The following is a 25,390-nucleotide window of genomic DNA, read 5'->3' as shown; positions in this document are numbered from 1 at the left end:
GCAACCCAACGAAGGAGTAGGCCCCTGCCTGTACACCGGCAGTCTGGAATGTCCGCGTGCCCCGATTCAGAAGCAGGGCTGACGGGCCGACGGCACCGGCAGCACCGTGCCGCTGTGCATCTGCCCCCCAGGCTTTGACCTCTCCCGCTTCATAATCTTCGACCCGTCCACTGGCGAGTGGGTTAGCGGCGTTGGCTGCACAAAGAGCCAGCCGTCCTTGAGCCAACCTCTATGTGATGACCCCGAGCCAGAGAACGAAGGCCCAGGTGGCTCCGAACCGAGCATGGGCTACGGCCTCACCGACGCCGAAATCAAAATCGTGGAGGCGTCCACCGCATAGCGCAGCCATGCCCGAGGACAAGATCACGGTCATGGGATCAACTCTGTGAACAGAGCCCGGAAGGTAGCCGCCGGAACGATTGTATGGTTTCGCATCCCCAGCGTAATGGGGTACTGCACAAAAAAGTACAAGGATAAACCTCTGATAATACGCCACTTGCACTCTTATACATCCTCCGGTATCTATGCGAATCCCTAAACGGCTTTGCCACTAACCCCAGTCGCTGCACCATCAAGTGCATGGCGCCGATACCGCCACAATTCATCGCCCCGGTGCGCTCGGCCATTTCATAATGAATCTTACTGGCTTTGAGCATGGGGCGAGGTTGGTTTTCCCAGGTTTTGGGCTGGAGCCGGCGCTCGATTCTCTGCTGGCGGTTGCGGAGTATTTTGCGGTAAGTTCTATTCACTCGAAATGGCCTTTTGTTGGTTGTTGCTGTCTTGATACAACATGCGTTTCAACCAGTATTTAAGGGCATTTCGAGCTTTTTATTCACAGCGCGTGAAAAAATCACGCTTGTTGAGGGGCTAGATCAGCGCGAACTGGCTCAGCACGTAATCGCGGGCGCGCGGCACGTCGGGCAGGGTGAGATGCTCGAGGACCAGGAATAGCTCCCGGTTCAGGCCAGCCAGCAACCGCAGGTAGAGCGGGTAGTTCAGCACGCCCGTGCCGGCTGCCGGCAGGTCCGTGCCGCTGGCCGAGGCTTTTACGTCCTTGGCATGGGCCAGCACGATCTTCCTGCCCAGCACGCGGAACATCTCCTCGAGCATGGGGTCCATGCGGGGCAGCTCCTCCTTGCGGAAGTAGTTGCACGGGTCCATGGTCAGCTTCAGTTCCGGCACATCGCGCAGAATGCGCTCCGCGCGCGCAATCGAGTCAATCACGTTTCGCCAGTAAGTTTCGATCGTGAGGACCGCGCCGGTTCTTTTCGCCGCGCGGACCAGCTTCTCCAGCGCCGCGCGGCAAGCCTGGTAACCTTGCTCGGTCGCATTCTCCGGCGATTCCGCCCACTCGCTCTTCTCGTTGAACGTGCCCGTCTCCGTGGTGATCACCGGGGAGCCCAACTGTTTCCAGTTATCAATGAGCACCTGCATCCGCTCCTCCCCGCGCTTGCGCCGGTCCGGGTTCGGGTCAACGACGTTGTAGTAACCGTAGAGCCCAACCACTTGTATGTGGTGCCTGGCGAGGGTGCGCGTAATGAGGCGCGCCTTGTCCCAATCTGGCGCCCAGGGATCGAAGCGCACATCGGCGAAGCCGGACTCGAAGACAACGCCGTGGAACCCGTCGTCCGCGATGCGGCGCGCCGCCTCCTCCAGCGGCAGGCTGGCATAGACGCCCATGAAGACGCCGAGTTTGAGGTTCTTTCTGGCTTTGGCGCGCAGGTCCGGCGCGGCGTGGCTAGTCAAGGGCAGACCGACGGCCGCGGCGCCGGCAAGTTTAAGCCAATCACGGCGATTCAAGGCGTTCATTGGGCAGTTAACGGGAGGCGGATCGGGCCTGTCACGCGGGCATTGTGCCTTCCCGGGCGTTGCTGCCAAGCGATAATTTGCATCGCCAGGTTCCTCCCGGTTTGGCTATTCTGGGGAGGATGAAGTTCCGCCTGCTTATGGCCGCGTTTTTAGGATGGTTCGCCTCAGCTCAAGCGCAACCGACCAATTCGTTTCCGCTCTGGCCGGATGGAGCCCCCGGCGCGCTCGGCAAAGCCGAGAAGGATATTCCCACGCTCACTCCGCACCTGCCCGACGCCGCCAAAGCGACCGGCGCCGCCGTGGTGATCTGCCCCGGCGGCGGTTACGGCCACCTGGCTCCGCATGAAGGCGGTGATTACGCCCGCTTCCTCAATGAAGCCGGCATCGCGGGTTTTGTCCTGAAATACCGGCTGGGCACAGACGGCTATCGGCATCCGGCGATGCTGCAAGATGCCGCGCGCGCGGTGCGCACCGTGCGCGCCCGGGCCGAAGAATGGCGGTTGGACCCCAAGCGCATCGGCATCATGGGCTCGTCCGCCGGCGGCCATCTTGCCTCCACGCTGCTGACGCATTTCGACGCGGGCAAACCCGACGCTCCCGACCCCGTGGAACGACACAGCTCACGGCCCGATTTGGGCATTCTGTGCTATGCCGTTATTTCCCTGGGCGAGTTCGGCCACCGGGGATCGGCGAATAACCTCTTGGGCAAGGACCCATCGCCGGAGTTGATCCGCGAGTTGTCCAACGAACTCCAGGTGACCAGTCAGACGCCGCCGTGTTTCATCTGGCACACCTACGAAGACAAGGGAGTGCCCGTGGAGAACAGCCTGCAATTTGCCGAAGCGCTACGCCGCGCGGGAGTTCCCTTCGACCTGCACGTCTATCAAAAGGGGCCGCACGGCCTGGGCCTGGGCACACGCGATTGGAAGCCGGAGAAGCGGCATCCCTGGACACGCGACTGCGCCTTCTGGCTGCAAGCGCAGGGATTTGCCAGATAGTCGCTCTCCACGTGACTGTCCTTCCGACCCGGCAATCGCTTGCCCAAGGGTTTTGGACTCGGGAGTATGCCGTCGTCCGCAACGAGGGTGTCACGCACGCCCTGTTCGCCATCGGGGCCGCTCACTGGAACATGGGCAACTACCGCGAAGCAGAGCGGTGGCTGCTGCAAGCCCAGCAGGCTCAGCAGCGGTCCGGCCAGGTCTGGCTGCCGGGGCTGGACCAGGAGGTCGAGCGCATCAAGGCCCTGGCTTCCCCAAAATGAACCACCTTCCAACTTCACCTTGAAAACCTGCACCCGACGCACCTTCCTGATCTCCTCCGCCACGGCCGCCGCCGCAGCCTCGGCGATCCACCTGCCGGCCGGATTGTTCTCGGCGCAGGTTGGGCCGGCGCTGCCCTTGCCGAGTTACCTCAAGGGCTACAAGCGGCTTTACCGCGGCGATCCGCGGGGCGCGGCCCGCCAGTGGTTTCGCGACGCCAGGTTCGGGTTGTTTCTCCATTATGGGCTCTACTCGCTCGAGAGCCGGCACGAGTGGCTGCAATTCCGCGAGAAGATTCCCGTGGCCCAATACGCCCGGCTCAAGGACCGGTTCACGGCGGAGAAGTTTGACGCGGGCGCCATCACCGACCTGGCGCTGGCGGCCCGGATGCGATACGTCAACATCACCACGCGGCACCACGACAGTTTCTGCCTGTTTGCCACGAAGCAAACGGATTTCAACAGTGTCAACAGCCCCGCCCGGCGCGACTTGATTGGCGAGCTGGCGGAGGCGTGCCAAAAGAAAGGTCTCGGCCTGTGTCTTTACTACTCGCATGGCCGGGACTGGCGGCATCCGCATGCGCCCAACAACGACCGCTGGGGCGGCAGTGCCCGGCCTGGCTATGCGCCGCCCGAGCCGTCGTACGCGACCGGAGCGGAGCACGACTTGCGGAAGTATGTGGACTTCATGACGGCGCAAATCACCGAGCTGCTCACGAACTACGGGCCGATCGCCGCCATCTGGCTGGACGGCATCGGCACGCCGCTCTCGGACAAGACGAAGACGCCCTGCCCGCAGCCGCCGCGCCAGCCCGGCAATGCGCCCGAGTTTCGCTGCCAGGAACTCTACGACCTCATCCATCGCCTGCAGCCGCAGGTGCTCGTCTCCTACAAACAGGGACTGCTGGGCTCCGAAGACTTCTTTGCGCCCGAGCACAAGGCCGTCGCCTTCGGCGGCGACAAGCCGATGGAGATTTGCTCGACCTTGCAGGAAGGAAGCTGGGGCTACCACGAGCAGAAGCGGCATGTGACGACCGACGAGGCGTGGGCGAAGCTCGCCGCCGCCCGCGCCGCCAGGGCCAACCTTCTGCTCAACACGGGTCCGCTGCCCGACGGTTCCATTCCTCCGCAGCACGCCCGTGTGCTGCGTGCCATCGGCGAGCGGATTCGCCGAAGCGGATTTCCTTCCGACACCAAAGCTTTGTAGTAGTCGTCCCGCCTTTGCTGCGATCTTTGTTGCGCAGGGCATTCTCTTGTGGCAGAACTATCCCTGTCCTGACATGAGTGGCATGGGGTCGTAGCTCAGTTGGTAGAGCGGCTGGTTCGCAATCAGCAGGTCAGGGGTTCGAATCCCCTCGGCTCCACCACCACTGTCCCTCTTCAGTCAGGCTGCTCCGCGCTGGTCAGGGATGCGCGTGTGCCAATGCCGCGGTCAGGTCTTTGATGAGGGCGAGTTGCTCGTTCTCCGCCTGCTTCCGGCGCGTAATGTCCCGCGACACCGTCGAAGCGCCCACAATCCGGCCGCTGGAGTCCCTTATCGGCGATACGGTGAGCGAGACTTCCACCGGCGATCCGTCTTTGCGGAGGCGCACGGTTTCCAAGCCATCCACGCCCGCGCCTCGCCTGACCGAGTCCAGTATTTCTGGAAGCTCCGCCGGCCGGTAGCTGGGAATCAGGGCAGAAATCGGGCGACCGAGCATTTCCGCCGCGGTATAGCCGTAGAGGCGTTCCGCGCCTTGATTCCAGCTCACGATGGTGCCGTCCAGCGTCTTGCCGATGATGGCGTCGTCGCAAGACTGGACAATGGCGGCGAGATAGGAGGCGATGGCCTCGGCTTGGCGGCGCTCGCGGCGTTCCTGGGCCGCGCGGAGCTCGCGCTTTACCGCCGGCACCAACCGGCCCAGCTTGCTCTTCATGACGTAGTCATGCGCCCCGGCCTTCATCATCTCGGCCACAGTTTCCTCGCCGACGGTGCCGGAGACGCTGATGAATGGAACGTCCGGCGCTTTTTCACGGTAGATTGCCAGGGCCTCCGGGCCTCCAAACCGAGGCATGGCGTAGTCGCAAATGATCAGGTCCCAACTGTGCGCCTCCAGCGCCGTCCGCAGAGCGGCCTCTGTCTCCACGCGTTCAAACACGGGGTCAAGCCCGCCGCGCTGGAGTTCGGCGGCGATCAGCAACGTGTCGTCCGCGGAATCCTCAACCATCAAGACTCGCAACGGCCCAGTCATCATATCGTCTCTCACTACAGGCACCTGTTCGGCAGCCTAAACTTACCATAGGCCGTCATGGTTAAAGAGTCAAATAAGCAGCCCTTAATCACCCGGAGAAAGCGTTTCCGGGCACCCACGGAAAAGACCAAACAACCTCCAAGACTGGCGTAAGTTGAATGTTTACAACAAGTTATAGCGATGGGAGCAGGGAATGGGCCGATTTTGGGGCTGAACTCGCATAAGTCTTACAATTACAACATGTTACGCCGATTTCCACCGGGGATGTCAAGGCTGTATCCACGGTGTGGATACGGTGTGGATCTGGTGTGGATACGGAGAGGATCCCATTGGAACGGGGTTGGGTTGCGGGCGATTCGAGGCCAGCTCGGATAATTGCGTTCACAAGGTCCTCGACGTTGTCGGGCTGGGCAATGGCCGAAGGGGCGAGGCCCAGTTTGTCCAGCGCCCATTGGACGGTTTGGCTGGCGATGGCGAGGCGCATGGCCGGGAAGCGCGCCACTAAGCCAGGCAGGTCCAAGCGCTCGTGGAGGTGTTCAATAGCCAGCCCGCTGGCGAAGATGATCCAGTCCGCGCCTCTTTCGGCCAGCGATGCAGCCCCGCCCGTGAGGTCGTCGGTCTCCGGCTGGACTGCGTAGCAGGGCACGACATCTACCACGGCACCCAGAGCCTCAAGCGCTTCCGGGACTCTTTCGCTGGCGACATCGCCGCGCAGTACGAGGACGCGTTTTCCGTGCACGCTGCCGCATCGGGTGATGGCTTCGAGGATTAGCGGAGTCTTGTGGTCGGCGGCGATTGCAGCGGGCTGGAGGTGCCATTCGCGCAGTTTCCGGCCAGTTCTGGGGCCATACGCGCCAAGGAGAGCGGGGCCGAGTTGACGCAGGTCACGGTGAACCTGGAGGAAGCGCTCGAAGAAGAAGTCCACGCCCACCTGATTGGCGAACAGGATCCAATCATAGGACTCAAGGTTTGCCAACGCCCAGTCCAGCTTCGCTCGGTCGGGATGCGGCATCCAGCGGGTGGCGGGAACTTCCAGCACCTCCGCGCCGTGCTCGCGCAGAGCCGCCACGAGCGGTTGGGCGAGATCAGAGCGCTGGGTGACGGCCACACGGCGCCCAAAGAGCGGGCGCTGCTCGAACCAATTCAGCCGCTCATGCAAAGCGGCCACCTCGCCAATTACGATCACGGCCGGTGGGCAGATGCCCGCCTCGTCGGCCAGTCCGGCCACGGTAGCGAGCGTGCCGACGACAGTCTGTTGGCGAGTCGTGGTGCCGCGGCTGATGACGGCGGCCGAGGTATCAGGCGAACGTCCGTGCGCGATGAGCGTGGTGGCGATCACCGGGAAGTTCTTCAAGCCCATCAGCACCACCAAGGTGCCGCGGGCTTTGGCCAGGCTGGGCCAGTCCACATGGTTGGCCGGGGAGCGCGGATCGTCGTGCCCGGTGATGACGGTGACACTGGAGCTACGGTCTCGGTGCGTGAGCGGAACGCCTGCATAGCCCGGCACGGAGTAGAGGGAGGAGACGCCAGGGACCACTTCGAACGGAAGGCCTGCCGCGGCCAGCACTTCCGCTTCCTCGCCGCCACGTCCGAACATGAAGGGATCGCCGCCTTTGAGGCGCACGACGCGTTTGCCCTCAAGGGCCCTGGACAACAGCAAGGCGTTCAGCTCGGCTTGGGACACGCAACGGGTGCGATCGTGCTTGCCGCCGTAAATGATCTCCGCGGTGGGCGGAGCGAGGCGCAGGAGTTCGCGGTTAACCAGGCCGTCGTAGATCACCACTTCGGCACGCCCCAGAACTTCCTTGCCGCGCAGGGTGAACAGCCCGGTGTCGCCAGGGCCAGCCCCTACCAGATGAACGATGCCGCTATTACTCATCAGCGCTGTGGGTTAGATCGCGAAATCGCTGTACTCCGGCTTCACGACTTCCTTGGACGGGAAGAGCATGCCAGCCGCGGCGGTCGCATTGTTGCCCGGCTCGATCAGGATAAACGAGCCGGTAAGACGGTTAGTACCGTAGCCATCAAAGACAAGCGGTGCGGGGGTCCTGAGGCGGACTTCCCCGATGTCGTTGAGAGTGAGTTCGTGGGGGGCGGGCTCGGGTTCAAGGGTGGTCATGTCAATGCGGTCTTCGATATCCGCAATCACCGCCGGAACCGTTCGGGTGGTGTGGCGCAGGAGGTACTTTCGGCCGCGCTGGAGCGGGCGCGAGTGCATCCAGCAGATTTTGGCGCGAAGGTCCGCGCTGGCGCCGGGGAGGTTGTCCGGGCCGACGATCAAGTCGCCGCGGCTGACATCAATGTCATCGGCGAGCACCAGGGTGACGGATTGCGGGCAAAAGGCTTCAAGGAGCGGGCCATCGTAGGTCCAGATTTGCCTGACAGTGCTGACCAGGCCGCTAGGCAGCGCCATGACTTTCTGCCCCACGCGCACAATGCCGCCGGCGATCTGCCCGCTGAAGCCGCGGAAGTCGTGCAGTTCGGGGTCAGTCGGGCGGTTGGGACGGTTGACCCATTGGACAGGGAGTCGGAAACCGTTGAGGTTCCAGTCGCTGCCGATGTGGACGGTTTCTAATTGGCCCAGGAGCGTCGGGCCGGGGTACCAAGGCGTGTTTCGGGAGGTCTCGACAACATTGTCGCCGGTGAGCGCGCTCAACGGGATGAACTGCACGTCCTTCACATCCAGTCGTGGCAGGAACGCCTCGAACTGGTCCCGGATTTCGATAAAGCGATCTTCGCTCCAGTCCACCAGGTCCATCTTGTTGACGGCGATGACAAGGTGAGGGATGCGCAGCAGAGAAGCGATGCAAGTGTGACGGCGGCTCTGCTCGGTGACGCCCTGGCGCGCGTCCACCAGAACAACGGACAAGTTGGCGCTGGAAGCGCCCGTGACCATGTTGCGGGTGTATTGAACATGGCCAGGGGTGTCGGCAATGATGAACCTCCGGCGTGGGGTGGCGAAGTAGCGGTAGGCGACGTCAATGGTGATGCCCTGCTCGCGTTCCGCCCGAAGGCCGTCGGTGACAGTGGAAAGGTCTATCCGGCCCGCCCCGGTGAGGTCGGCGGAGCGTTGCAGCGCCTCGATTTGGTCTTCCATCAGCGACCGAGAGTCATAGAGCAGCCGGCCGATCAGCGTGGATTTTCCGTCATCCACCGAGCCGCAGGTGTTGAGGCGGAGGATGTCAATTGGATGATGAGCGGAGACGGGCATGGGAAGCGTGTTCAAAGGGTGAGCGACCTAGAAATACCCGGCGCGTTTGCGATCTTCCATGGCGGCTTCGGAAGTTCTGTCGTCGGCGCGGGAGCCGCGTTCGGTGACGCGCGCGGCGGCGATCTCAGCGATGATGTCGCTAACCGTGTGTGCGGGCGACTCGATGCAGCCGGTGCTTATGATATCGCCGATCGTGCGGACGCGCACGACGAGGTCTTTGACTTGCTCGTTCGGTTTTGGGGGTACGAGATCGTTTGCCGGCAGCCATTGCCCCTGACGGCGAACGCACTTGCGGGGATGGCTGAAGTAAATGCCGGGCACTTGGAGGGCCTCCTTGCCGATGTACTCCCACACATCCATCTCGGTCCAGTTGCTGAGGGGAAAGATGCGCATGTTCTCGCCGTGGTTGAGGCGCGCGTTATAGAGGTTCCAGATTTCCGGGCGCTGGTTCTTTGGATCCCACTGGCCAAAGCTGTCGCGGAAGCTAAAAAAGCGTTCCTTGGCGCGGGCCTTCTCCTCGTCCCGGCGGGCGCCACCGATGCAGCAATCGAAGCGGAACTCCTCGATGGCGGCCAGCAGCGTGGGGATTTGCAGGCGGTTGCGGCTGACCTCGCCGGGGGCAGGCACGGCGGTGCCGTTGGCGATGGCGCTCTCGACGGTTCGCACGATGAGTTTGCAGCCCAACTCAGCGGCCCGGCGGTCGCGGAACTCGTTCAACTCCGGGAAGTGATGCCCGGTGTCAATGTTGAGCAGCGGCATCGGGATATCGGAAGGGCGGAAGGCCTTCTCCGCCAGGCGCAACAGGCAGATGGAGTCTTTGCCCCCGGAGAACAGCAGGGCAGGCCGCTCAAATTCTGCGGCCACCTCGCGCATCACATGGATAGCCTCGGTTTCCAAATACTGGAGGTGGTCCAAGTGGTAACTATGCATTCGTTGATTTCAGATTCTGGATTCCGGCGGCGGCCTTTGCCTCAGCGCCGCGCCGTGCCCACCAACTTGCCGCCCCATGCCGCGTGCAGCCCGCACTCGCGCTTCTCGTCGGCCTTGGCAGGATCGAAGTAATCCCACTCATTGGGGAGGTTGTGTTCTGCGAGATACAACTCCAAGTCCGCGTCGCTACAGTAGAACAGCGGGCTGACCTTAAGCGTGCCGAAGTTCGGGTCGAGCGACACGATGTCCAGGCCGGCGCGATTCGTGTTTTGCACGCGGCGCAGCGCGGTGAGCCAGTGGGTGGGGGCCAGTTCTCTCATGCCGCGTTGGAAGGGCTCGATTTTCATCCGTGTGCTGAATTCCTTCAGGCCTGATTCGTCATCCAGGGCGGGGAGTGGTCCCCACACTGCATCCCGGTGGGCGGCGCTGATGCGGGGCAGGAAAGCGCTGAGGTTCAGCCCCAGCAGGGCGCGCAGCCGTTCGGCGTGTCTGTAGGTCGCGGGGCGATTGTAGCCGTGGTCCACCCAGAGCACCGGGATGTCGGGCTGCTCCTGCACGCAGAGGTGTAAAATCACGGCTTCGTAGGGGCGGAAGTTGGTTGAGACAATCGCGCGCCCGCCCGCCTGTGCGATGGCCCAGCGGGTGATCTCGCACGGAGATTGGTGACGGAGTTCAGTGTTCCAATGAGCAAGTTGCTCAGGGTTCATGGGTCTCAAAGGGTTGGAGTCGGCTGTTCGTGCCAGAGCACGCGGGCGACCCAGTCGCCGAAACGTTCCTCCGGCAGCCGTTCCTGCGCGTAGCGAACAAAGAGCGGGCGCAGTTCGCTGACGATATCCGGGTCTTTCACCATATCGCGATAAAGCCGGTTGACGCGGGTGCAGGCCTCATTGCCGCCGAGCCAAATCTGGTAGCGGCCGGGCGCCTTGCCGACGAATCCCACCTCGGCCACGTAAGGCCGCGCGCAGCCGTTCGGGCAGCCGGTCATGCGAATTGTGATCTCCTGCCCGCTCAGCCCCGTTTCCGCCAGCGATCTCTCCAGGCGGGTAATCAAACCCGGGAGGTAGCGCTCGGCCTCCGCCAGCGCCAGGCCGCAAGTCGGGAGCGCCACGCAAGCCATCGAGGCGCGCCGCAGAATGCTGCCTTGATGCTGAGGTGCGGTCTGCACCCCATGAGCCGCGAAGAGACTGTCAATCTCAGTCCGCAGCGTCTCGGCCAAATTCACCAGCACCACGTTGTTGGCGGGGGTGAGATGAATCTCGGGCTGATACCTGGTGACCACCTCCCGCAAAGCCGTTTTCAACCGCCGGCCGTCGTGGTCCCTGATGCGACCAGTCTCCACGAACAAGCCGAGGAACAGCCGCCCGTCCGCCTGCCGGTTCCAGCCGAACGCATCGCCCTGCTTCTCAAACTTGAAGAGCCTCGGTTCAGCCAACCGGAATTTTACCCGGCGCTCCAGTTCCTCGCGGAACCACCCCACGCCCCGATCCTCGAGCACGTACTTGAGCCGCGCGTGTTTGCGGTTGGCACGGTCGCCAAAGTCGCGGTGGATGGTCAGCACCGCCCCGGCCACATCCACCACCTTGTCCGGCGGCAAAAAGCCGATCACATCGGCCAGCCGCGGGAAGGTTTGCTCGTTGCCATGGCTCCGGCCCATGCCGCCACCCGCGGTGAGATTGTAGCCGGCGAGGTCGCCGCCGTCGTTACCGATGGCGATGAAGCCACAGCAGTTGGTGAAGATGTCGATGTCATTCCGGGGCGGGACCACAAAGGCAACCTTGAACTTACGCGGCAGGTAGGCTTTGCCGTAAAGGGGGTCAACAAAGTTCTTGTGAGCCGGCTCCTCCAGGTCCAGCGCCTGACCATCAATCCAGATGGAATGGTAGGCACTGGTTTTGGGCAATAGCGCGGCGGCAACCTGCCGCGCGTGTTCCTGCACCTGCAGCCCCAGCGCGCTGCAGGCTGGCGTCGGCGGCGCCATGACATTGCGGTTGTTGTCCCCGCACGCGGCCAGCGTGCCCAGCAACGCGCCATTAATCTCCTTAACCAGCGCCCGCAGGCCGCCTTTGACGACACCGTGGAACTGCAATCCCTGGCGCGAAGTCACCCGCAGGGTGTCGTTCGCGTACCGGGCGGCGAGCCGATCGCAAGTCAGGTACTGGTCGGGGGTGAGCCGGCCGCCGGGAATGCGGCAGCGCACCATGAAGATGAACTTCTTGCCCGTCTTGCGCAGGTCCCGGTCGTCCTGCTGGTAGATGCCGTGGGACTTCAGGAAGACCAAGTCGTCCTCTCCAAAGTGGTCGGCCTGCCCGTCGGCCAGCGTCTGAGCAATCGTGCCGCTCAGGGTCGGGTCGCTTGCCTTTGCCACCTCGACCGGCGACGCCTTGAGAATAGCAGTGGATTCACTCATGCAAGTTGCCTGGAACTAGATCTCGTAATCCGGGCGCGCATGCACCTTGCCGAAAGACACGCGGTTCCATACGCGCTCGTGCAGATAATACAGCAGAGTTTTGGTGGCGAGTTCGAGGCAGCCAATAGACAATGCCAGCTTGATGCGCCCGGTGATAATGAAGGAAACCAAAATTGTATCGAGCGTTCCGGTGACCCGCCACGACACCGCTTTGGCGAAGCTGCGGAGGTGGTTGTCCACCGGGGCGAGGGGGGGAGGCTTGGGCGACATGCAAGCGCATTGGAAAGCGGCGTAGGCCTAGGTTTGCACTTGTTTGCGCGCCTCATCCGCCAGTGCCGTGCTCAGGTAGCGTTCGCCCGTGCTGCAGCCGATGGTGACAATCAGCTTGCCCTTGTTCTCAGGCCGTTTCGCGACCTCCAACGCGGCCCAGACATTCGCGCCCGTCGAGATGCCGGCGAGGATCCCCTCCTCCTGCGCCAGCCGCCGGGCCATGACAAACGCGTCCTCGTTGCTAACGGCGACCACGTCGTCCACGACCTGCAGGTTGAGGTTCTTCGGCACAAAGCCCGCTCCGGTGCCCTGAATCTTGTGCGGGCCCGGCTTGAGCGGCTCTCCGTTGCGTGTCTGGGTGATAACCGGCGAGTCCTTCGGCTCCACCGCAATCGCGCGGAATGCCCTCTTGCGTGACTTGACCACCTCGCTCACACCCGTGAGGGTGCCACCGGTGCCGACGGCCGAGACAAGGATGTCCACCTCGCCGTTGGTGTCCTTCCAGATCTCCTCGGCGGTAGTTTGGCGGTGGATTTCGGGATTGGCCGGGTTATTGAATTGCTGCGGAATCCACGAGTCCGCTATTTCCTTGTGCAACTCCTCAGCCTTGCTGATAGCCCCCTTCATGCCCGCCGTCGCCGGGGTCAACACCAGGTTCGCCCCCAACAACGCCAGCAAGGTGCGCCGCTCCACGCTCATGCTCTCGGGCATGGTCAGAATAAGCTTGTATCCCTTGGCAGCCGCCACGAACGCCAGGGCGATCCCGGTGTTGCCCGAGGTCGGCTCGATAATCGTAGTGCTGGGAGTCAGGATGCCCTCTCGCTCCGCCGCGGAGATCATCGCGTAACCGATTCGGTCCTTCACGCTGCCCAACGGATTGAAGAACTCTCCCTTCAACGCGATCCTCGCCGGCGCGCCATTGGTGATACGATTGAGTTTGATCAGCGGGGTTCGCCCCACCGTGCTGATGATGTCTGGATATACTGGCATAACTATCTTCCTTTCTTGGTTGTCCGATATTACAGGTTGGGTGCGTAAGCCATGAACTCGCGGTAGCGCGTCAGGATTGTCCGGATCGCTGCGACCAACGCCGCTTCCTTCAGATAGGCCGGCGCCTGCTGCGGCGTTTCCAGGATGATCTCGAACGGGCGCGGCCGCACGTTCGGCGGCGCGCTCAGCACGCCGGGATAACTGTCGCGGATGATCCCGTTGCGCGCGCGAAAACCATCAATCGTCTCGTGCTCGTTGCGGGGGAGAAAGTGCTCCGCCTCCCGCAGAGCCGGTTCGATCAGGTGTTTGGTCAGCGTGGCCCCGTGCGCAAATCCATAGAAGCCGTGGCTGCTGTCGTCCGTATGCAGCGAGATAATCCCCTGGAAGGCGTGCGCCAGAAGCTCCGACTGCAGCAGCTTCACCTCCGGCTCCGCGGATTCAATCCAGAACTCACGGTTCAGGTCTTTCCCGCCGCGCGCATGTCGGGTCCGATCTTCGAACCCCGTTGGATTGCAGATCGGGTAGATAAACAGGCAATACCCCACCGCCAATTCCGGCTTGCGCTCGAGCAGCTCCAGCAACTGGATCAACGCATGCACCCCTTCCGGCTCATCTCCGTGTATCCCGGCAAACAGCCCGAGGCGGATTTGCTCGTCGCCGCCCTTGGGGCCGATGAACAGGTAACGTGGCAGCGAATACTTCTGCCCGCCGACCACAAACTGCGCCTCGTGGTTCGCCACAATGCTTGGCGACGACGCTGCAATTCGATCCAGTGGCGCGAGCAAATCGGGGATCGAGCGACGGATCAAGCCCCGTCGCTTCGCTGATGGCGCTTCCAGCACAGGCATGGACAAGGTATTCATAAAGCCAGAAAACTGAGGTCCGCGATAACCCCCTGCCGCCCGGCAGAGAGTCGGGGCAAACGGCTGGCAACCGCCGCCCTACCCCAGTCCGTTTCAAAGTCATTTTGCATTAGCATGGGCGACACTATACACCTTATCATATATATGTCAATCGGAATACTATAGATTAAATATAGCCTGATTCTATTGGCTAATTGCGTTATATTGCCTTATGCTGCCTCGGCTTCCCTGCAGGCTTATGGCGCAGCCATTCACATGGGAGTCTCACCGTATCCTAACCGTATCCACACCGTATCCACACCGTGGATACAGCCTTGACATCGGCGGAGACAGCTTGGGTGGGGCCGCCTCGCCGAGGCGGCCAAACGGAGGCGCTTTCGGCGAAAGTGTCCTGCCAGACTCAGGGATTACCGAACTGCCACGATGCCTGATGACAACGATTGGCACAGGTTATGCCCACACGAATACGTAACGGAAAACCAAACCTGTCCTATGAAAACATTCTTACGAGACATGACGACCCGCCGGTACTTCCAATCGCCGGAGAAGTGGACGTCCGATCGCGACGAGGCCTATGACTTTGGAGTTGTCTCCAGGGCCATGAAGCTTGCCCGCAAACTGCGCACCCCCGACCTGGAGCTGGTCCTCTCCCTGGACGGCCCCGAGCCCGTGAACGCCACTCCATTTGAGAATTTCCTGCTCGGACTATTGCCCCCCAAATCCAACCTGAAGGAACAACGGAAGTGCCGCTTTGCCTGAGCTGGACAGGCCACCGGGTGCGCTTTTGAGCCGCGCCGCTGTACCTATTTTGGACAGCCGCAGCAAGGCCTCCGTCCTGGGCAGGACCGCCTCGCCGAGGCGGCCAAACGCTGGCGCTTTCAGCGAAATTGGTCTACCCGACCGAGGGACTACCAACCGCAGGCGATAGCCCTTGCTCAACGCCCTGTTCCGCCAGCCACGATCTGCCAGTAGCGAACTCTATTTGGCGCCGGGTTCCCACGCCGAAACTCTCTCCGAACAGGCCGCGCCCGTTTGCCGGGTCAGAACTGACTTTCAACAAGGGCGCGTTTCAGTCAAGACTCGGCCGTGGCGAAAGCTGGAAAGAGTGGAACTTTGCGGGCTTCGATATTGCCGCGGCTGCGCGTGATGTGCGGGCGGGACGCGGCCTTGGGGCCGGGCCGGGTTCGGTTGCTGGAGTTGGTTGGCGAGCTGGGGAGCTTGCGATCGGCGGCCGCCCGGATGGGGATGGCTTACATGACGGCCTGGACACATGTGCGAGTTTTGAATCGGCGGTTTCGGTCGCCAGTGGTGGCAAGCAAGCGCGGCGGGAAGGCCGGCGGCGGAGCGGTGCTGACGAAAACGGGGCGGCGGGTGGTGCGGCTTTACCACGAGATGGAAGCGCGCAGCCATGCGGCGATCCGGGAAGGCTTTCGCGATTTCCAAAAGTTGCTGAAACGGTGACCTGGCCGCAGCCCGGCGGCTACTCCGGCTCGGTGGCAGTCTCTACGGGATGGAATAGGGGACCGCGGCCGGTGGCTTTCTGGCCGAAGTCGGCGAGGAAGTTCTGGACTTTGGGCGAGAGGAGAAAGTCAGCCAGGGCGCGCGCGCCGGCGTGGTTGGCGTTGGGGAACTTCTTTGCTTACGGAGCGCGGCGGCGCCGTTGGTCATGCCGCGGATGCCGGCGGGATCGCCGGCAGGGCCGACGATGGATAGCTCGTTCCGGGTCCAGGGGCGCACGTTGATGCCGTAGCCGTCGGCGGATGCGTTTGTGCGGTCGCTGGCTCCGGCGAGCAACCACGGGGCGGCGGGTGCGTTGTCCGTTTCAGGGGCAGCCGCGGTGAACGGGTCAGGCGTGCAGAATGGACTGCTTGACAGCCTCATGCGGTTTCCGCTTTCGGGCGTGGAGACCTCTTTCAACGGGTCGTTTGGCAGCAACGGGTGGGTGGTGACGGGCGTGGCCCTGGTGCTGACGGAGGTTGGCGCGCCGAACAATGCGATTTTTAACCGGGGAGTCGGCGCGTTCGAGGTTCGGTGGCATCGAACATTCTGGCGGGGGCCAACCTGAATTTGTACCTCACAGCCGCCAGCGCGTCGGTGGGCTTCACCTTCAATTCACGGAGCTTCCCCGCGGCGAACGCGCGGCCAACCCTGCAAGTGACGGCGGCGGCCAGGCCGGCGGCGAGCATCGGCTCGATCGAGCGCGTCGGCATGAACCAGGTGGCGATCCGCTTCAACACGGCCTCGAACTGGGTTCACGTGGTGCAGGGGGCGAGCAGTCTGCCGGCGGCGGGCTGGTCGAACCTGTTCACGGTCCCGGCGAAGACGTTTGACGATGAGGCTGAGTTTGTGGATACCGTGACCAACCGCGCAAGGTTCTACCGATTGCGGCTGTCACCTTGAGCATCGCCGCGCCGCGCGCCCTCACGCGGCGGGCGTGACATGCGCTTGCCCGGCCGGCACGCAGGCCTCATTCACCACCGCCAATAGCTGATTCAGGTCCAGTGGCTTCTGCAAATAGGCCATTGCTCCTATTTGCCTGGCACGCTGCCGGTCGGATGCCAGGTCCGAGCTGGACACAATGATAAAGCGCGCGCCGAGTGTGCCCGGAAGCCCTCGCAGCCACTCTATCGTCTGAAAGCCGTCCCACGATGTTCTGCCCCCAAAGGTCACGTCCGGCGGGAAGTTGATATCCACCAGGAGCACGTCTGCCGGCTCCTCCGCCAGCGCGGCAATCGCCTCGGAGGCTTCCTGTGCCAGCCTGACCTCGCAGCCGGCTGACTGCAGCGCCATCGCCGTTGCCTTCGAGAAGACCGGATCGTCATCTATGATCAGCACCCGTTTGCTGCCCGGCTTGGCTGGGGTTTGCTCTTTGAATGAATCAGGTTCACATGCCGCGGTTGTTTCCCCGCCGCGGCCAAGGCCGAAAAGCTTAAATTTCTTCATACACTACTCCGATCACTATCATTCTTCTACGGCCAGCATAGCTCTCGCGCATGCACAGGACAATCGGGGTGAGCCCGGTTAACGTGCCGGGGTTACCCTTATTCTCGCCCCGGGGATCCTACGAATCAGCTTCCAGTGTCACTGTCCAATAATCAGTCAGGCCAGCTCTTGAACTGGACACTCGGTCCGTCGGGACAGGGCCCTTCGGACTGGGCCTGCCGTCCGGTTTCCAATGAAACGGCAAGCAACTCGGCCAACGAAGCAAGAAGCGTGCGCAGCGGGCCCATGCGGCACTGCATATGCTGCTGCGAAACAACATTATTACCAGATCTGTGTCGCCGGCGATGAATCCTACGCACCAAACTTGTGGACAAACGGAACGAGGCACCCGGAGCCTCCGGCTGAGGCGGCCGCCGGGCGCATCCAACTCGCAGCGGCTAACCCTGCGCGGGCAGCCCGGGGGCGCCGCGTTGGGTTTGGCGCGCAAGCCAGGCGCGGGAGCGAGGGGCGGCTTCACTTTGGTCGAGGTGGTGATCGCCATTGCCCTCCTTACCCTGCTGTTGGCCGGCATCCTGACCGCCTACATCCAGTCCGGCCGGCATGCCGAGTGGGCGGGATACTCGCTGGCGGCGCAAGCGCTCAGCATTCACCAGATCGAGCAGGCCCGTTCGGCGGTGTGGGACTACTCGATCAACAAAAACGAACTGATCACTCTGGTGACAAACCTCTCCTCCCCGAGCTACCATAACAGTTCCGGCACAAAAGTGTGGAGGGGCTTCACCACCCGGCAACTGGACATCCCCATCTCGGGCACCAACATAGTTATCGCGACCAATTACGTCACCCTGAAACAGTTCAGCCTCAGCGGCTCGCCGCTGGTGCAGGTGCAAATGGTCACCGTGGATACCGTTTGGCCTTTCCTCACCCTCGGGGGCGTGCGCCTGTTCACCAATCGCACCGCCACCTACTTCGCCCCCGACAACCGCGACACGACCAGCCTATGATTCTGCGGCACCGGACCACAGCCTTGACGAGAAAACGGCGGCAAGCCGGACTGACGCTATCCGAAACGCTGGTGGCTTCGGCGGTGTTCATCATGGCCATCACCGGGCTGGTCTACGGCCAGTTGTTCGGAATGCGCCAGGACCAATGGGTCAATAGCAAGGTGGGGGCCTCCGAGTTGGCGCGCCTGGGTTTCAACGAGCTGGGCAACGACATCCGGTCGGCCAAAATCTGGCAGATCGGCAACGGAGACTTGGCCTCCTTCACCGGAATTCCGCTGGGCCAGAACCAACGCGGCAACGCCCTCAAGCTCAGCATGACGACCGATACCAACAGCTACTACCTCTACTACTTTACCAATGCGTTCCTCTTTCGCGGCCGCAGCGGCAGCACCGCCACCAAGTGCATCGCGCAGTACCTCACCAATAACATGTATTTCCAGGCGCAGGACTTTGCGGGCACGAACCAGACCGACCTGACCCATAAAGGGGTGATCAACGTCGTGATGGAGTTCTGCCAGTACCAATACCCAATCACCAGAATCGGCCCTGGCTGCCTCTACGATTATTACCGGGTGGAGCTGCTGGTGACACCCCACATCCCGGATGGCCCCTGACCGAAAGCCACAGGAATTCCAATGAAAACTGAGACCCCCAAACAAGGCGCGAGCGCCGGTTATGCGCTGGTCATGGTCATGGCGATGGCGGGCATCGCCTCGCTGGTGCTGGCGGCCACCATGAACCGCTCCCTCACCAACGCCCGGGCGAACCACCGCAGCAATGAATACAGCGTCACCGCCAATGCGGCGGAAGCGGCGGTCGAAAAGGTGGTGGCGCGAATAGGTTACGATTTCCAGAGTTACGGGCTGGGGGCGGTCTTTAATAACGTCAACAGTTACCGGTCCAGCATCCCGAACACGAGCGAGGACTCCTACTGGGGCAATTTCGCGTTCTCGGACGGCAACGGGAACGCCAATCAAACCTACGTAGCCCTGCTCACCAACCGCTACTCGGGACCGTTGCCCTCCCAGTATCCCGGCCTGAGCACCGCAAACGCGCCGATGTACCGTGTCGTCTCCAATGCCCGCCTCGCAAGCGGCGGCATAGTGACCGGCACCGCGCAGGAAGACGTGCTCTTAGCCCTGGTGCCGCTAACTCACTACGCGATCTTCTGCAACGGCCTCCTGGAGTTCAGCACGTGCGCTAGGATGGTTGTGAATGGGCGCACCCACGCCAATGGCTCCATTTACACCGGGACCAGCGCCTCCCTGACCTTCAACGGGACCGTGACCGCCACGGGGACAATCTCCTCGCCCAGATGGAACGGCCAGGGCCCGGGTTGGGACGACCGCGGCACCTACCGTGGCAACCCCGGTTACCGCACCAACGTGCCAACCGTCTCGCTGTCCATCGGCATAACCAACGTCCATGATTGCATCGAGGTGCCGCCGGCGGGATTGAGCCCGACGTCCTTCGAAGGACAGTCCCGCCTCTACAACCAGGCCCACACGGTGCTGATCGTCACCAACGATACGATCACCATGAAGATTCAGGCCTCCGTCAACTACGAGGTGCCCGGTGCCGATCCCACGCCCATCTACATCACATCCACGAACACCCCGTCCGCGCTGGCCACGAACTTCCCGTTTCTCACCACCACGAACACCTTTAGAGACCAGCGGGAAAATAAGCTGATCAAGGCTGCCCAGATTGACGTCGGGCAATACGGCCAGTGGATTCAAACCAACAGCAGCATTCTCTCCAAGTTCGCGGCCGGCTCTGGAGCCTACCCCACCATTCTCTATGTGGCGGACAATCGCACGACGACCGCCTCCCAACTGACCGCAGTCAGGCTGACCAATGCGCGCACCTTGCCGGCCAACGGAGGTTTGGGCTGGTCCGTCGCCACCCCGGATCCGCTTTACATCCAGGGGCACTACAACTGCCCCAATAACAGCCACTTGGGCACCACCAACACGACCGCCGCGATGCCCGCCGCCGTCATGAGTGATGCCCTGACCATTCTCTCCCCGTCGTGGCAGGACAGCCAGAGCACCGGCAGCTACACCGCTCGTGATGCGGCGAACACGACCATCAATGCGGCCATCCTCACCGGCAACGTGCTCTCCACCGGCTCTTCCGCCTCCCAATTCAGCGGCGGGATCCATAACCTGACGCGCCTGCTCGAGGACTGGAACTGGAGTAATCCGGCCAGGACGCTGACCCTCAACACGGCGATCATGAAACTCTTCACGAGCGAGAAAGCCACGCACCAATTCGTCAACCCCGGCACTTACTACGATCCCCCAACCCGCGACTTCAGCTATGACCTCAACTACATGGACCCGGCCAAGCAGCCCCCGGGCATTCCTTGCGCCCTGGTGCTGGTGCGCCTGAACTGGGCCGCTCCTCCCCCCAACACGGTCACCTACAATGTGCAGCCCTAAGGCTTTCGTTCGAGTCCTGTCGGCCTGCCTGGTGGTTGCCGCCGCGCTCGTGCCGGCGCGCCTGGCCGGTCAATCTGACAGTGCTTCCGATGCCGACAGTAATCAGCCGCCGCGGCTCGAGGTCAGGATTTGCCCAGGCGAGGTGGTGGGCAATGAACAGGTGGTCCGCCAGTTCATCCGCAGCGGAACCAACGAGTTCATCTTCATGGTGCCGTCCAGCCTCCGGCCCGAGCGCGCCTCCGAGGACTTGTTCTTGCTGACGAGTCCCGATCTGAGCTTCTACCTGACGTTGCGCATCGTGGAGCCGTCGGCCGCCGATCCGGGCGCCGGCCCCACGCTCCGCGAAACCCTCGCCAGCCAATACCCCGACGCCAGCGACCTGGAAGAGTTCGACGCCCACGTTGCCGACCAGGAGGGAACCGGCCTCCAACTGCTCCAGAAGGTGCCCAGGGTGGGGAGCCGCCTCATTCGCGTTCTCCGGGTGCCCTTCCGGGCGGGAACGTTGGAGTTCAGCTTGAACGCTGATGCCAGGAATGCCGCGGCTGGCACGGCTGCCTGGGACGCGGTCCTGCTCACCTTCCGCTCCAACGAGCGAGGCGAGCTGGAGATCATCACGCGTTCCGACAAGACTTAGAGCTTGTTTGAGAATTCGCCCGGTCAGGGGACCGGGCCTGCAGCATCGCCCCATTTCGCCGATTCCCTGTAGGCCGGGTGTCCACACCCGGCGTTAGTCTAACATTTTCAAACAGGCTCTTAGGCCGCAACCGCTGCCGCCCCCCCGCCATGCCTCCCCTCAAGCCACGGAGCATAGCCGGCCAGCACGTATGCATGAAGGCGCGCGGGCATCATGCCCGCTTGTCTGGCCCACAATCCGCAAAGCGGACAAGGCGGCCGCGCCCCTCCGGCAGCTTCATGCATGCGCGCCAGCAACCGCCACCGCGCGTGGAGGATAATGCTCGCCTGGACGCCTGGCTTATGCCACTCTGGACGTTAGTCTGAACTCACAGCCACAAAATGCCCATGCTATGAAAAACACCTGCCTGCTGATAACTCTGTTGCTGGTCGGGTTTCATGCCGCGGCACACGCTGCCAGCGCGCCCCGGATCAGCGAAATCACCCTCGTCCCCCGCTCGCCCGACAATGCCCTGGTGCCGCGCCTCACCATCCAGAGCGACGCCAGTGTCTCCAACCTCGTCTTCTACGCCACCAGCCTCACCGAGCCCGACTGGCTGCTCCTGACCAACCACTTCGTCACCCAAAGCCCTTATTCCGTCCTCGACCCCCTGCCCCCGCGCGCCGAAGCGCGGTTCTACCGCGTGCAAGTCCTGGCGCCTTCGCAACCTGCCGGGATTGCTTTCATACCTGCCGGCCCCTTCAGCATGGGTAATCCACTTGGAACCACCGAGCCGGATGAACTCCCGCTCCATACGACCTTCGTCAGCGCCTTCTATATGGAGACCAACCTCGTCACCCAGGCGCTTTGGGATGAGGTTTATCAATGGGCGCTCGTCCACGATTATGAGTTCGACAACCCCGGGTTCGGCAAGGAGCCCAACCACCCGGTGATCGAAATTTCATGGCATGACGTGCTCAAATGGTGCAATGCCCGCTCCGAAAAGGAATCCCTGGTGCCCGCCTACTGGACTGATTCCACCCAGAACCACGTCTATCGCACCGGCCAGCTCGACCTGGACAGCGCCTCGGTCAAGTGGAATACCGGCTATCGCCTCCCCACCGAAGCCGAATGGGAGAAAGCGGCTCGCGGCGGCGCCGTCGGCCACAACTACCCCTGGCAGGACTCGGACCAGTTCTTCCATGATCGGGCCAATGTCGTGCAAAACCCCATCTTTGATACCGGCCCCTATCCCCACACCAGCCCCGTCGGCTGGTTCCCCCCCAACGGCTATGGCTTGTATGACATGGCCGGCAATGTGTGGGAATGGTGTTGGGACTGGTACGACCCCGCCTGGTACGAAAATCCCGCCGCCGCCAACAATGACACCCGCGGGCCGAACTCCGGGGAATACCGTGTGCTGCGGGGCGGCTCATGGAGCGACGACTACACCCTTGCCCGCTGCGCCAAGCGAGGCTTCGAAAGCCCTTTCGGCTTTTTCAACGCCTACGGTTTCCGCTGCGTCAAAGCGCCCTGAACCTCTATCCTCAGTGGCGCAGCCCCTCATTCCAGTCCCCTGCTCCTCGTAAGGAGTCCCCAACTTCCCAGGGAGCAGGAGAGCAGGCACGGCCGGGGGGGGACTTTAGCATCACAATGTCAGCCGTCTGCCCCTCAGAAGCAGGCCGGACAGCCCGCCCTAAAGCCGCCGATGGCTGGGTCCCAAAATTGCTCCCGGCCATCTAGTGGCCATGGGGTGGCCGTCTAGTGGCCGTCTAGTGGCCGTCTCAGTGCCGCTCTCACGCCGTTCCCCTGGCTCGTACGGCACTCAAACTGTTCCCAACCGACCTTGTCGGCGCAGTTGGCATTGTCGCCTGCCAGCGGAGCCTTCAGCACAGGGCCACCCGGTCAGCCTCCCCCCCTCTCCGGCCTGCCCTCTTTTGCCCGTCGGAGCACAGGAGGTTGCAATCCCTGACCATTGACCCCCTACCGTACCACCCCGGAACTGAATTGCGATGCAGGTCCCCCAAAATTTATGAAAATTCTTCTTGCATGCCAGGGCGGTTTTGGCCATGCTCGCATTAAATTTAGTACGAATGTGGCGTCGCGGTCGAGATGCGTAGCTTGACCGAGGGCGTCTTTCAGTGAACAACACGAAATCGAAGAACCTGCAACTATGAGAACTAAAGTTGTCCTTGTAACCGCAGCGCTGGTGAGTTCGTTCGCCTGTGAGTCGCTCGCGTTTTACGTTAATGTGCTCGAAGCGCGCGCAACCGGCGGCGCACAGAATACGCCGAATTTCACAATGAACGGTCCTGCCGTTAGTACCGCGAAGAGCACGGCAGCCCCCTTGGCCGGCTGGACGGGAGGAGTTCTGTCGGGAACGGGCACCTATTATGCTGGGGACACCACCCCAATCAAGTGGGGAGACTGGTCGTTTACACCGGGGACCGGTTACGGCGGTTACTACGACGTATATGCAACTTGGGTGAACGTCACGGTAGCCCAGAATATGCCCCCGATTTGGACGGTCAACAACGCGGGTGCGGCGGTGGTCGTGTCGCCGGCTCAGACATCCGGAGGCAATGCTTGGAATCTGCTTGGAGCCGGTCTGAAGTTCAACCAGGGCACGGCCTACTCGACGCGTTTGGCTACTCCTGGAACGGGGACAGGGGGCAAGCGGGCCTCTTTTGACTCGGTCGCTTGGGCGGCGAGCGCCCCGGCAGCCGTCACCTACAACGCGATTCTTCCCGACGACGCGACGGACATCGCCTTGACCGGCGCCGGCAATGACCTGAGCTGGACGGCAGGAAGCTACAACTCGTTCTTCGATGTGTGGTTCGGCACCACGTCCGGCTCGCTGACGAAGGTGGCGACTCTCGCCGAAGGCACAACCTCGTGGGATCCGGAATCCCTGGCGCCGCTGTCTTTGGGCACCCAGTATTTCTGGCGGATTGATGCCGGGAACGTTGACCGCTTGGCGGGGGGAACGGAGTACAACTTTACCACCCTTGTTCCCGAGCCTTCCTCCGCTCTGCTGGGGCTGCTCGGCGGGCTGGGGCTGATGTGGATCGCCCGTCGCCGGACGGCGTGAGTATCGGCAGCAGGTTCTTCTAAACTACACAGCCAAGGGCCGCCGGAAATGGCGGCCCTTGCGCCGTACAGACAGACTCCAGGAACAAGGAAGGCCCCAGGTAAAGCAGCAGAGCCAGGTGGGCGAATCCGCTGCCGGCTGAACCAGGCGCGGCGCGCAGGGGAGCGTGGGTCCTGCCCAGAGGGCTTACACGTCGCAGATGAGGACGGACTGCTTCAGAGACGCGAGGGGATCGGGGCCCTTGGGGACGAATTCCTGGCCCACAAACCCTTTGTAGCCCGTCGCCAGGATGGCCTTCATCACGGCGGGATAATTGATCTCCTGGGTCTCGTTGATCTCGTTCCGGCCGGGGACGCCGCCGGTGTGGTAGTGGGCGATGTAGGGGTAACTCTCGCGGATGGTGGCAATGACATCCCCCTCCATGATCTGCATGTGGTAGATGTCATAGAGCAGCTTGAGGCGCTCGGAGCCGACGCGTTTGCAGACCTCGACGCCCCACGCGGTGTGGTCGGCCATGTAGTCCTTATGGTCGCGCTTGCTGTTGAGCAACTCCATGACCACAGTCACCTTGTGCCGCTCGGCAATCGGCGCGAGGCGCTTCAGCCCTTTAACGCAATTCTCCAGGCCCTCTTCGTCGCTCCTGCCTCTGCGGTTGCCGGAAAAGGTGATGATGTTGTCGAAGCCGGCTGCGGCCACCTGGGGAATGGCTTGCTCGAATTTGGCGAGCAGGTCGTCGTGGTGCTCCTGGCGGTTCCAGCCGTAGGGGATGCTGTCCGGGCCGTTGCACATCGCGCAGGTGAGACCCGCCTTCTTCACTGCCGGCCATTGGTCCGCCCCGAGCAGCTCGACAGATTCGAGGCCCAGCTTGTGGCACTCGCGGCAGAAGTCCTCGAATGTCATTTTGGCGGGCTTGTCCTTGCCACCGTTGAATAAGCTGCCATAGCACCAGGCGGAGACGGAATGGCGGATGTGTCCATTAAGCCGGGGACGGCTGGCGTCATCGGCGGCGTCGAGGCGATAGGGCAAATTGGCAGCCGCAGCCAGGGCCGCGGTGCCGCCGGCAATCCTGCGCATGGCTGAACGGCGGGAAAGGTTGGTATTCATGGCGCACACCCTACACCGCGGGCGGCCCGGAAGATAGAAAATGTTTGGCGCCCGCTTAAGTCCTTGTATTACAGACAGTTAGGTTGGCACGGGAGCCGCAACGCAGGTTCTGGTGGCAGGCGTGTAAACCCTGTGGAACCAACGACATACGCCGTGAATCCCCAATTTGTCGGGTGTGCACCCACGGTGTGGGTCCGGGGTGCATCTGGCGAGGTTCCCTTG

Annotated in this window: 25 protein-coding genes and 1 tRNA gene; 13 read left to right on the top strand and 13 right to left on the bottom strand. The window is 62.4% G+C overall.

All coding sequences use genetic code 11. From position 1 onward, the window contains the following. Nucleotides 1–867: 867 nt before the first annotated feature. The gene (locus P5205_13920) at nucleotides 868–1,809 is read right to left on the bottom strand and encodes a sugar phosphate isomerase/epimerase (protein HSA11458.1); all 942 of its coding nucleotides are present in this window, start codon (nucleotides 1,807–1,809) and stop codon (nucleotides 868–870) included. Between the two features lie 137 nt (nucleotides 1,810–1,946). Here P5205_13920 and P5205_13915 point away from each other — a divergent pair, with 137 nt between their 5' ends. The 4 genes from P5205_13915 (at nucleotide 1,947) to P5205_13900 (ending at nucleotide 4,434) form a co-directional block, all read left to right on the top strand. Beyond that, nucleotides 1,947–2,807, top strand: a complete 861-nt coding sequence (locus P5205_13915; protein HSA11457.1) for an alpha/beta hydrolase — start codon at nucleotides 1,947–1,949, stop codon at nucleotides 2,805–2,807. An 11-nt stretch (nucleotides 2,808–2,818) separates the two neighbouring features. Beyond that, on the top strand, nucleotides 2,819–3,070 hold the full coding sequence (locus P5205_13910; protein ID HSA11456.1) for a hypothetical protein: 252 nt from the start codon (nucleotides 2,819–2,821) through the stop codon (nucleotides 3,068–3,070). A gap of 19 nt (nucleotides 3,071–3,089) precedes the next feature. Further along, on the top strand, nucleotides 3,090–4,274 hold the full coding sequence (locus P5205_13905; protein HSA11455.1) for an alpha-L-fucosidase: 1,185 nt from the start codon (nucleotides 3,090–3,092) through the stop codon (nucleotides 4,272–4,274). 84 nt (nucleotides 4,275–4,358) lie between these two features. Further along, nucleotides 4,359–4,434, top strand: a tRNA-Ala gene (locus tag P5205_13900). A 36-nt stretch (nucleotides 4,435–4,470) separates the two neighbouring features. Here the strand turns inward: P5205_13900 and P5205_13895 are convergent. From P5205_13895 to P5205_13855, 9 genes are all read right to left on the bottom strand, one after another. Further along, a complete protein-coding gene (locus P5205_13895) occupies nucleotides 4,471–5,301 on the bottom strand; it encodes a PAS domain S-box protein (protein ID HSA11454.1) in 831 nt (276 codons plus the stop codon). A gap of 169 nt (nucleotides 5,302–5,470) precedes the next feature. Next, nucleotides 5,471–7,177 (bottom strand): uroporphyrinogen-III C-methyltransferase, encoded by a 1,707-nt coding sequence (gene cobA / locus P5205_13890; protein HSA11453.1) that lies wholly within the window; start codon nucleotides 7,175–7,177, stop codon nucleotides 5,471–5,473. A 12-nt stretch (nucleotides 7,178–7,189) separates the two neighbouring features. Further along, on the bottom strand, nucleotides 7,190–8,509 hold the full coding sequence (locus P5205_13885; protein ID HSA11452.1) for a GTP-binding protein: 1,320 nt from the start codon (nucleotides 8,507–8,509) through the stop codon (nucleotides 7,190–7,192). Nucleotides 8,510–8,536: 27 nt separating this feature from the next. Continuing rightward, a complete protein-coding gene (cysD, locus tag P5205_13880; protein ID HSA11451.1) occupies nucleotides 8,537–9,439 on the bottom strand; it encodes a sulfate adenylyltransferase subunit CysD in 903 nt (300 codons plus the stop codon). 41 nt (nucleotides 9,440–9,480) lie between these two features. Beyond that, entirely contained in the window at nucleotides 9,481–10,146 is a 666-nt protein-coding gene (locus P5205_13875) for a phosphoadenosine phosphosulfate reductase family protein (GenBank protein HSA11450.1), read from the bottom strand. A 5-nt stretch (nucleotides 10,147–10,151) separates the two neighbouring features. After that, nucleotides 10,152–11,846: an NADPH-dependent assimilatory sulfite reductase hemoprotein subunit gene (locus tag P5205_13870; GenBank protein ID HSA11449.1), complete on the bottom strand. Its 1,695-nt coding sequence runs from the start codon at nucleotides 11,844–11,846 to the stop codon at nucleotides 10,152–10,154. Between the two features lie 15 nt (nucleotides 11,847–11,861). Then, complete coding sequence (locus P5205_13865; protein ID HSA11448.1) at nucleotides 11,862–12,116, bottom strand: DUF2061 domain-containing protein; 255 nt, start codon at nucleotides 12,114–12,116, stop codon at nucleotides 11,862–11,864. Nucleotides 12,117–12,143: 27 nt separating this feature from the next. Next, on the bottom strand, nucleotides 12,144–13,106 hold the full coding sequence (cysK, locus tag P5205_13860) for a cysteine synthase A (protein HSA11447.1): 963 nt from the start codon (nucleotides 13,104–13,106) through the stop codon (nucleotides 12,144–12,146). Nucleotides 13,107–13,135: 29 nt separating this feature from the next. After that, entirely contained in the window at nucleotides 13,136–13,969 is an 834-nt protein-coding gene (locus tag P5205_13855; protein HSA11446.1) for a succinylglutamate desuccinylase/aspartoacylase family protein, read from the bottom strand. Nucleotides 13,970–14,461: 492 nt separating this feature from the next. Between P5205_13855 and P5205_13850 the strand changes: the two genes are divergently transcribed. Then, complete coding sequence (locus tag P5205_13850; protein HSA11445.1) at nucleotides 14,462–14,728, top strand: hypothetical protein; 267 nt, start codon at nucleotides 14,462–14,464, stop codon at nucleotides 14,726–14,728. A gap of 354 nt (nucleotides 14,729–15,082) precedes the next feature. Continuing rightward, on the top strand, nucleotides 15,083–15,430 hold the full coding sequence (locus tag P5205_13845) for a LysR family transcriptional regulator (GenBank protein ID HSA11444.1): 348 nt from the start codon (nucleotides 15,083–15,085) through the stop codon (nucleotides 15,428–15,430). 42 nt (nucleotides 15,431–15,472) lie between these two features. Here P5205_13845 and P5205_13840 read toward each other — a convergent pair whose 3' ends face one another. Next, nucleotides 15,473–15,961, bottom strand: coding sequence for a hypothetical protein (locus P5205_13840; GenBank protein HSA11443.1), 489 nt, complete (start codon nucleotides 15,959–15,961; stop codon nucleotides 15,473–15,475). Between the two features lie 39 nt (nucleotides 15,962–16,000). Between P5205_13840 and P5205_13835 the strand changes: the two genes are divergently transcribed. Further along, nucleotides 16,001–16,369, top strand: coding sequence for a hypothetical protein (locus P5205_13835; protein ID HSA11442.1), 369 nt, complete (start codon nucleotides 16,001–16,003; stop codon nucleotides 16,367–16,369). A gap of 21 nt (nucleotides 16,370–16,390) precedes the next feature. On the opposite strand, the gene P5205_13830 is transcribed toward P5205_13835, so the two are convergent. Continuing rightward, a complete protein-coding gene (locus P5205_13830; GenBank protein ID HSA11441.1) occupies nucleotides 16,391–16,912 on the bottom strand; it encodes a response regulator in 522 nt (173 codons plus the stop codon). A 476-nt stretch (nucleotides 16,913–17,388) separates the two neighbouring features. Here P5205_13830 and P5205_13825 point away from each other — a divergent pair, with 476 nt between their 5' ends. From P5205_13825 to P5205_13800, 6 genes are all read left to right on the top strand, one after another. Beyond that, a complete protein-coding gene (locus P5205_13825) occupies nucleotides 17,389–17,916 on the top strand; it encodes a prepilin-type N-terminal cleavage/methylation domain-containing protein (protein HSA11440.1) in 528 nt (175 codons plus the stop codon). After that, entirely contained in the window at nucleotides 17,913–18,530 is a 618-nt protein-coding gene (locus P5205_13820; GenBank protein ID HSA11439.1) for a hypothetical protein, read from the top strand. Before P5205_13825 ends, P5205_13820 begins: the two co-directional genes overlap by 4 nt. A gap of 21 nt (nucleotides 18,531–18,551) precedes the next feature. Continuing rightward, nucleotides 18,552–20,360, top strand: coding sequence for a hypothetical protein (locus P5205_13815; GenBank protein ID HSA11438.1), 1,809 nt, complete (start codon nucleotides 18,552–18,554; stop codon nucleotides 20,358–20,360). Then, entirely contained in the window at nucleotides 20,347–20,994 is a 648-nt protein-coding gene (locus tag P5205_13810) for a hypothetical protein (GenBank protein ID HSA11437.1), read from the top strand. The genes P5205_13815 and P5205_13810 overlap by 14 nt, the downstream gene beginning before the upstream one ends. Before the next feature lie 391 nt (nucleotides 20,995–21,385). Continuing rightward, a complete protein-coding gene (locus tag P5205_13805) occupies nucleotides 21,386–22,510 on the top strand; it encodes an SUMF1/EgtB/PvdO family nonheme iron enzyme (GenBank protein HSA11436.1) in 1,125 nt (374 codons plus the stop codon). A gap of 636 nt (nucleotides 22,511–23,146) precedes the next feature. Beyond that, nucleotides 23,147–24,064: a PEP-CTERM sorting domain-containing protein gene (locus P5205_13800; protein ID HSA11435.1), complete on the top strand. Its 918-nt coding sequence runs from the start codon at nucleotides 23,147–23,149 to the stop codon at nucleotides 24,062–24,064. 186 nt (nucleotides 24,065–24,250) lie between these two features. Here P5205_13800 and P5205_13795 read toward each other — a convergent pair whose 3' ends face one another. Further along, complete coding sequence (locus tag P5205_13795; GenBank protein HSA11434.1) at nucleotides 24,251–25,168, bottom strand: TIM barrel protein; 918 nt, start codon at nucleotides 25,166–25,168, stop codon at nucleotides 24,251–24,253. Between the last annotated feature and the right edge of the window lie 222 nt (nucleotides 25,169–25,390).

This window comes from Candidatus Paceibacterota bacterium (genome assembly GCA_035452965.1).
Lineage (GTDB): Bacteria > Verrucomicrobiota > Verrucomicrobiia > Limisphaerales > UBA8199 > UBA8199.
The sequence above is the reverse complement of the archived record's forward strand: the minus strand, read 5'-3'. Positions and strand labels throughout refer to the sequence as shown.

Bases quoted from the DNA above. Each gene is read 5' to 3' on its own strand.
- P5205_13920 (HSA11458.1), bottom strand. From the start codon at position 1,809: ATGAACGCCTTGAATCGCCGTGATTGGCTTAAACTTGCCGGCGCCGCG.
- P5205_13915 (HSA11457.1), top strand. From the start codon at position 1,947: ATGGCCGCGTTTTTAGGATGGTTCGCCTCAGCTCAAGCGCAACCGACC.
- P5205_13895 (HSA11454.1), bottom strand. From the start codon at position 5,301: ATGATGACTGGGCCGTTGCGAGTCTTGATGGTTGAGGATTCCGCGGAC.
- cobA (HSA11453.1), bottom strand. From the start codon at position 7,177: ATGAGTAATAGCGGCATCGTTCATCTGGTAGGGGCTGGCCCTGGCGAC.
- P5205_13885 (HSA11452.1), bottom strand. From the start codon at position 8,509: ATGCCCGTCTCCGCTCATCATCCAATTGACATCCTCCGCCTCAACACC.
- cysD (HSA11451.1), bottom strand. From the start codon at position 9,439: ATGCATAGTTACCACTTGGACCACCTCCAGTATTTGGAAACCGAGGCT.
- P5205_13875 (HSA11450.1), bottom strand. From the start codon at position 10,146: ATGAACCCTGAGCAACTTGCTCATTGGAACACTGAACTCCGTCACCAA.
- P5205_13870 (HSA11449.1), bottom strand. From the start codon at position 11,846: ATGAGTGAATCCACTGCTATTCTCAAGGCGTCGCCGGTCGAGGTGGCA.
- P5205_13865 (HSA11448.1), bottom strand. From the start codon at position 12,116: ATGTCGCCCAAGCCTCCCCCCCTCGCCCCGGTGGACAACCACCTCCGC.
- cysK (HSA11447.1), bottom strand. From the start codon at position 13,106: ATGCCAGTATATCCAGACATCATCAGCACGGTGGGGCGAACCCCGCTG.
- P5205_13855 (HSA11446.1), bottom strand. From the start codon at position 13,969: ATGAATACCTTGTCCATGCCTGTGCTGGAAGCGCCATCAGCGAAGCGA.
- P5205_13850 (HSA11445.1), top strand. From the start codon at position 14,462: ATGAAAACATTCTTACGAGACATGACGACCCGCCGGTACTTCCAATCG.
- P5205_13830 (HSA11441.1), bottom strand. From the start codon at position 16,912: ATGAAGAAATTTAAGCTTTTCGGCCTTGGCCGCGGCGGGGAAACAACC.
- P5205_13820 (HSA11439.1), top strand. From the start codon at position 17,913: ATGATTCTGCGGCACCGGACCACAGCCTTGACGAGAAAACGGCGGCAA.
- P5205_13815 (HSA11438.1), top strand. From the start codon at position 18,552: ATGAAAACTGAGACCCCCAAACAAGGCGCGAGCGCCGGTTATGCGCTG.
- P5205_13810 (HSA11437.1), top strand. From the start codon at position 20,347: ATGTGCAGCCCTAAGGCTTTCGTTCGAGTCCTGTCGGCCTGCCTGGTG.
- P5205_13805 (HSA11436.1), top strand. From the start codon at position 21,386: ATGAAAAACACCTGCCTGCTGATAACTCTGTTGCTGGTCGGGTTTCAT.
- P5205_13800 (HSA11435.1), top strand. From the start codon at position 23,147: ATGAGAACTAAAGTTGTCCTTGTAACCGCAGCGCTGGTGAGTTCGTTC.
- P5205_13795 (HSA11434.1), bottom strand. From the start codon at position 25,168: ATGAATACCAACCTTTCCCGCCGTTCAGCCATGCGCAGGATTGCCGGC.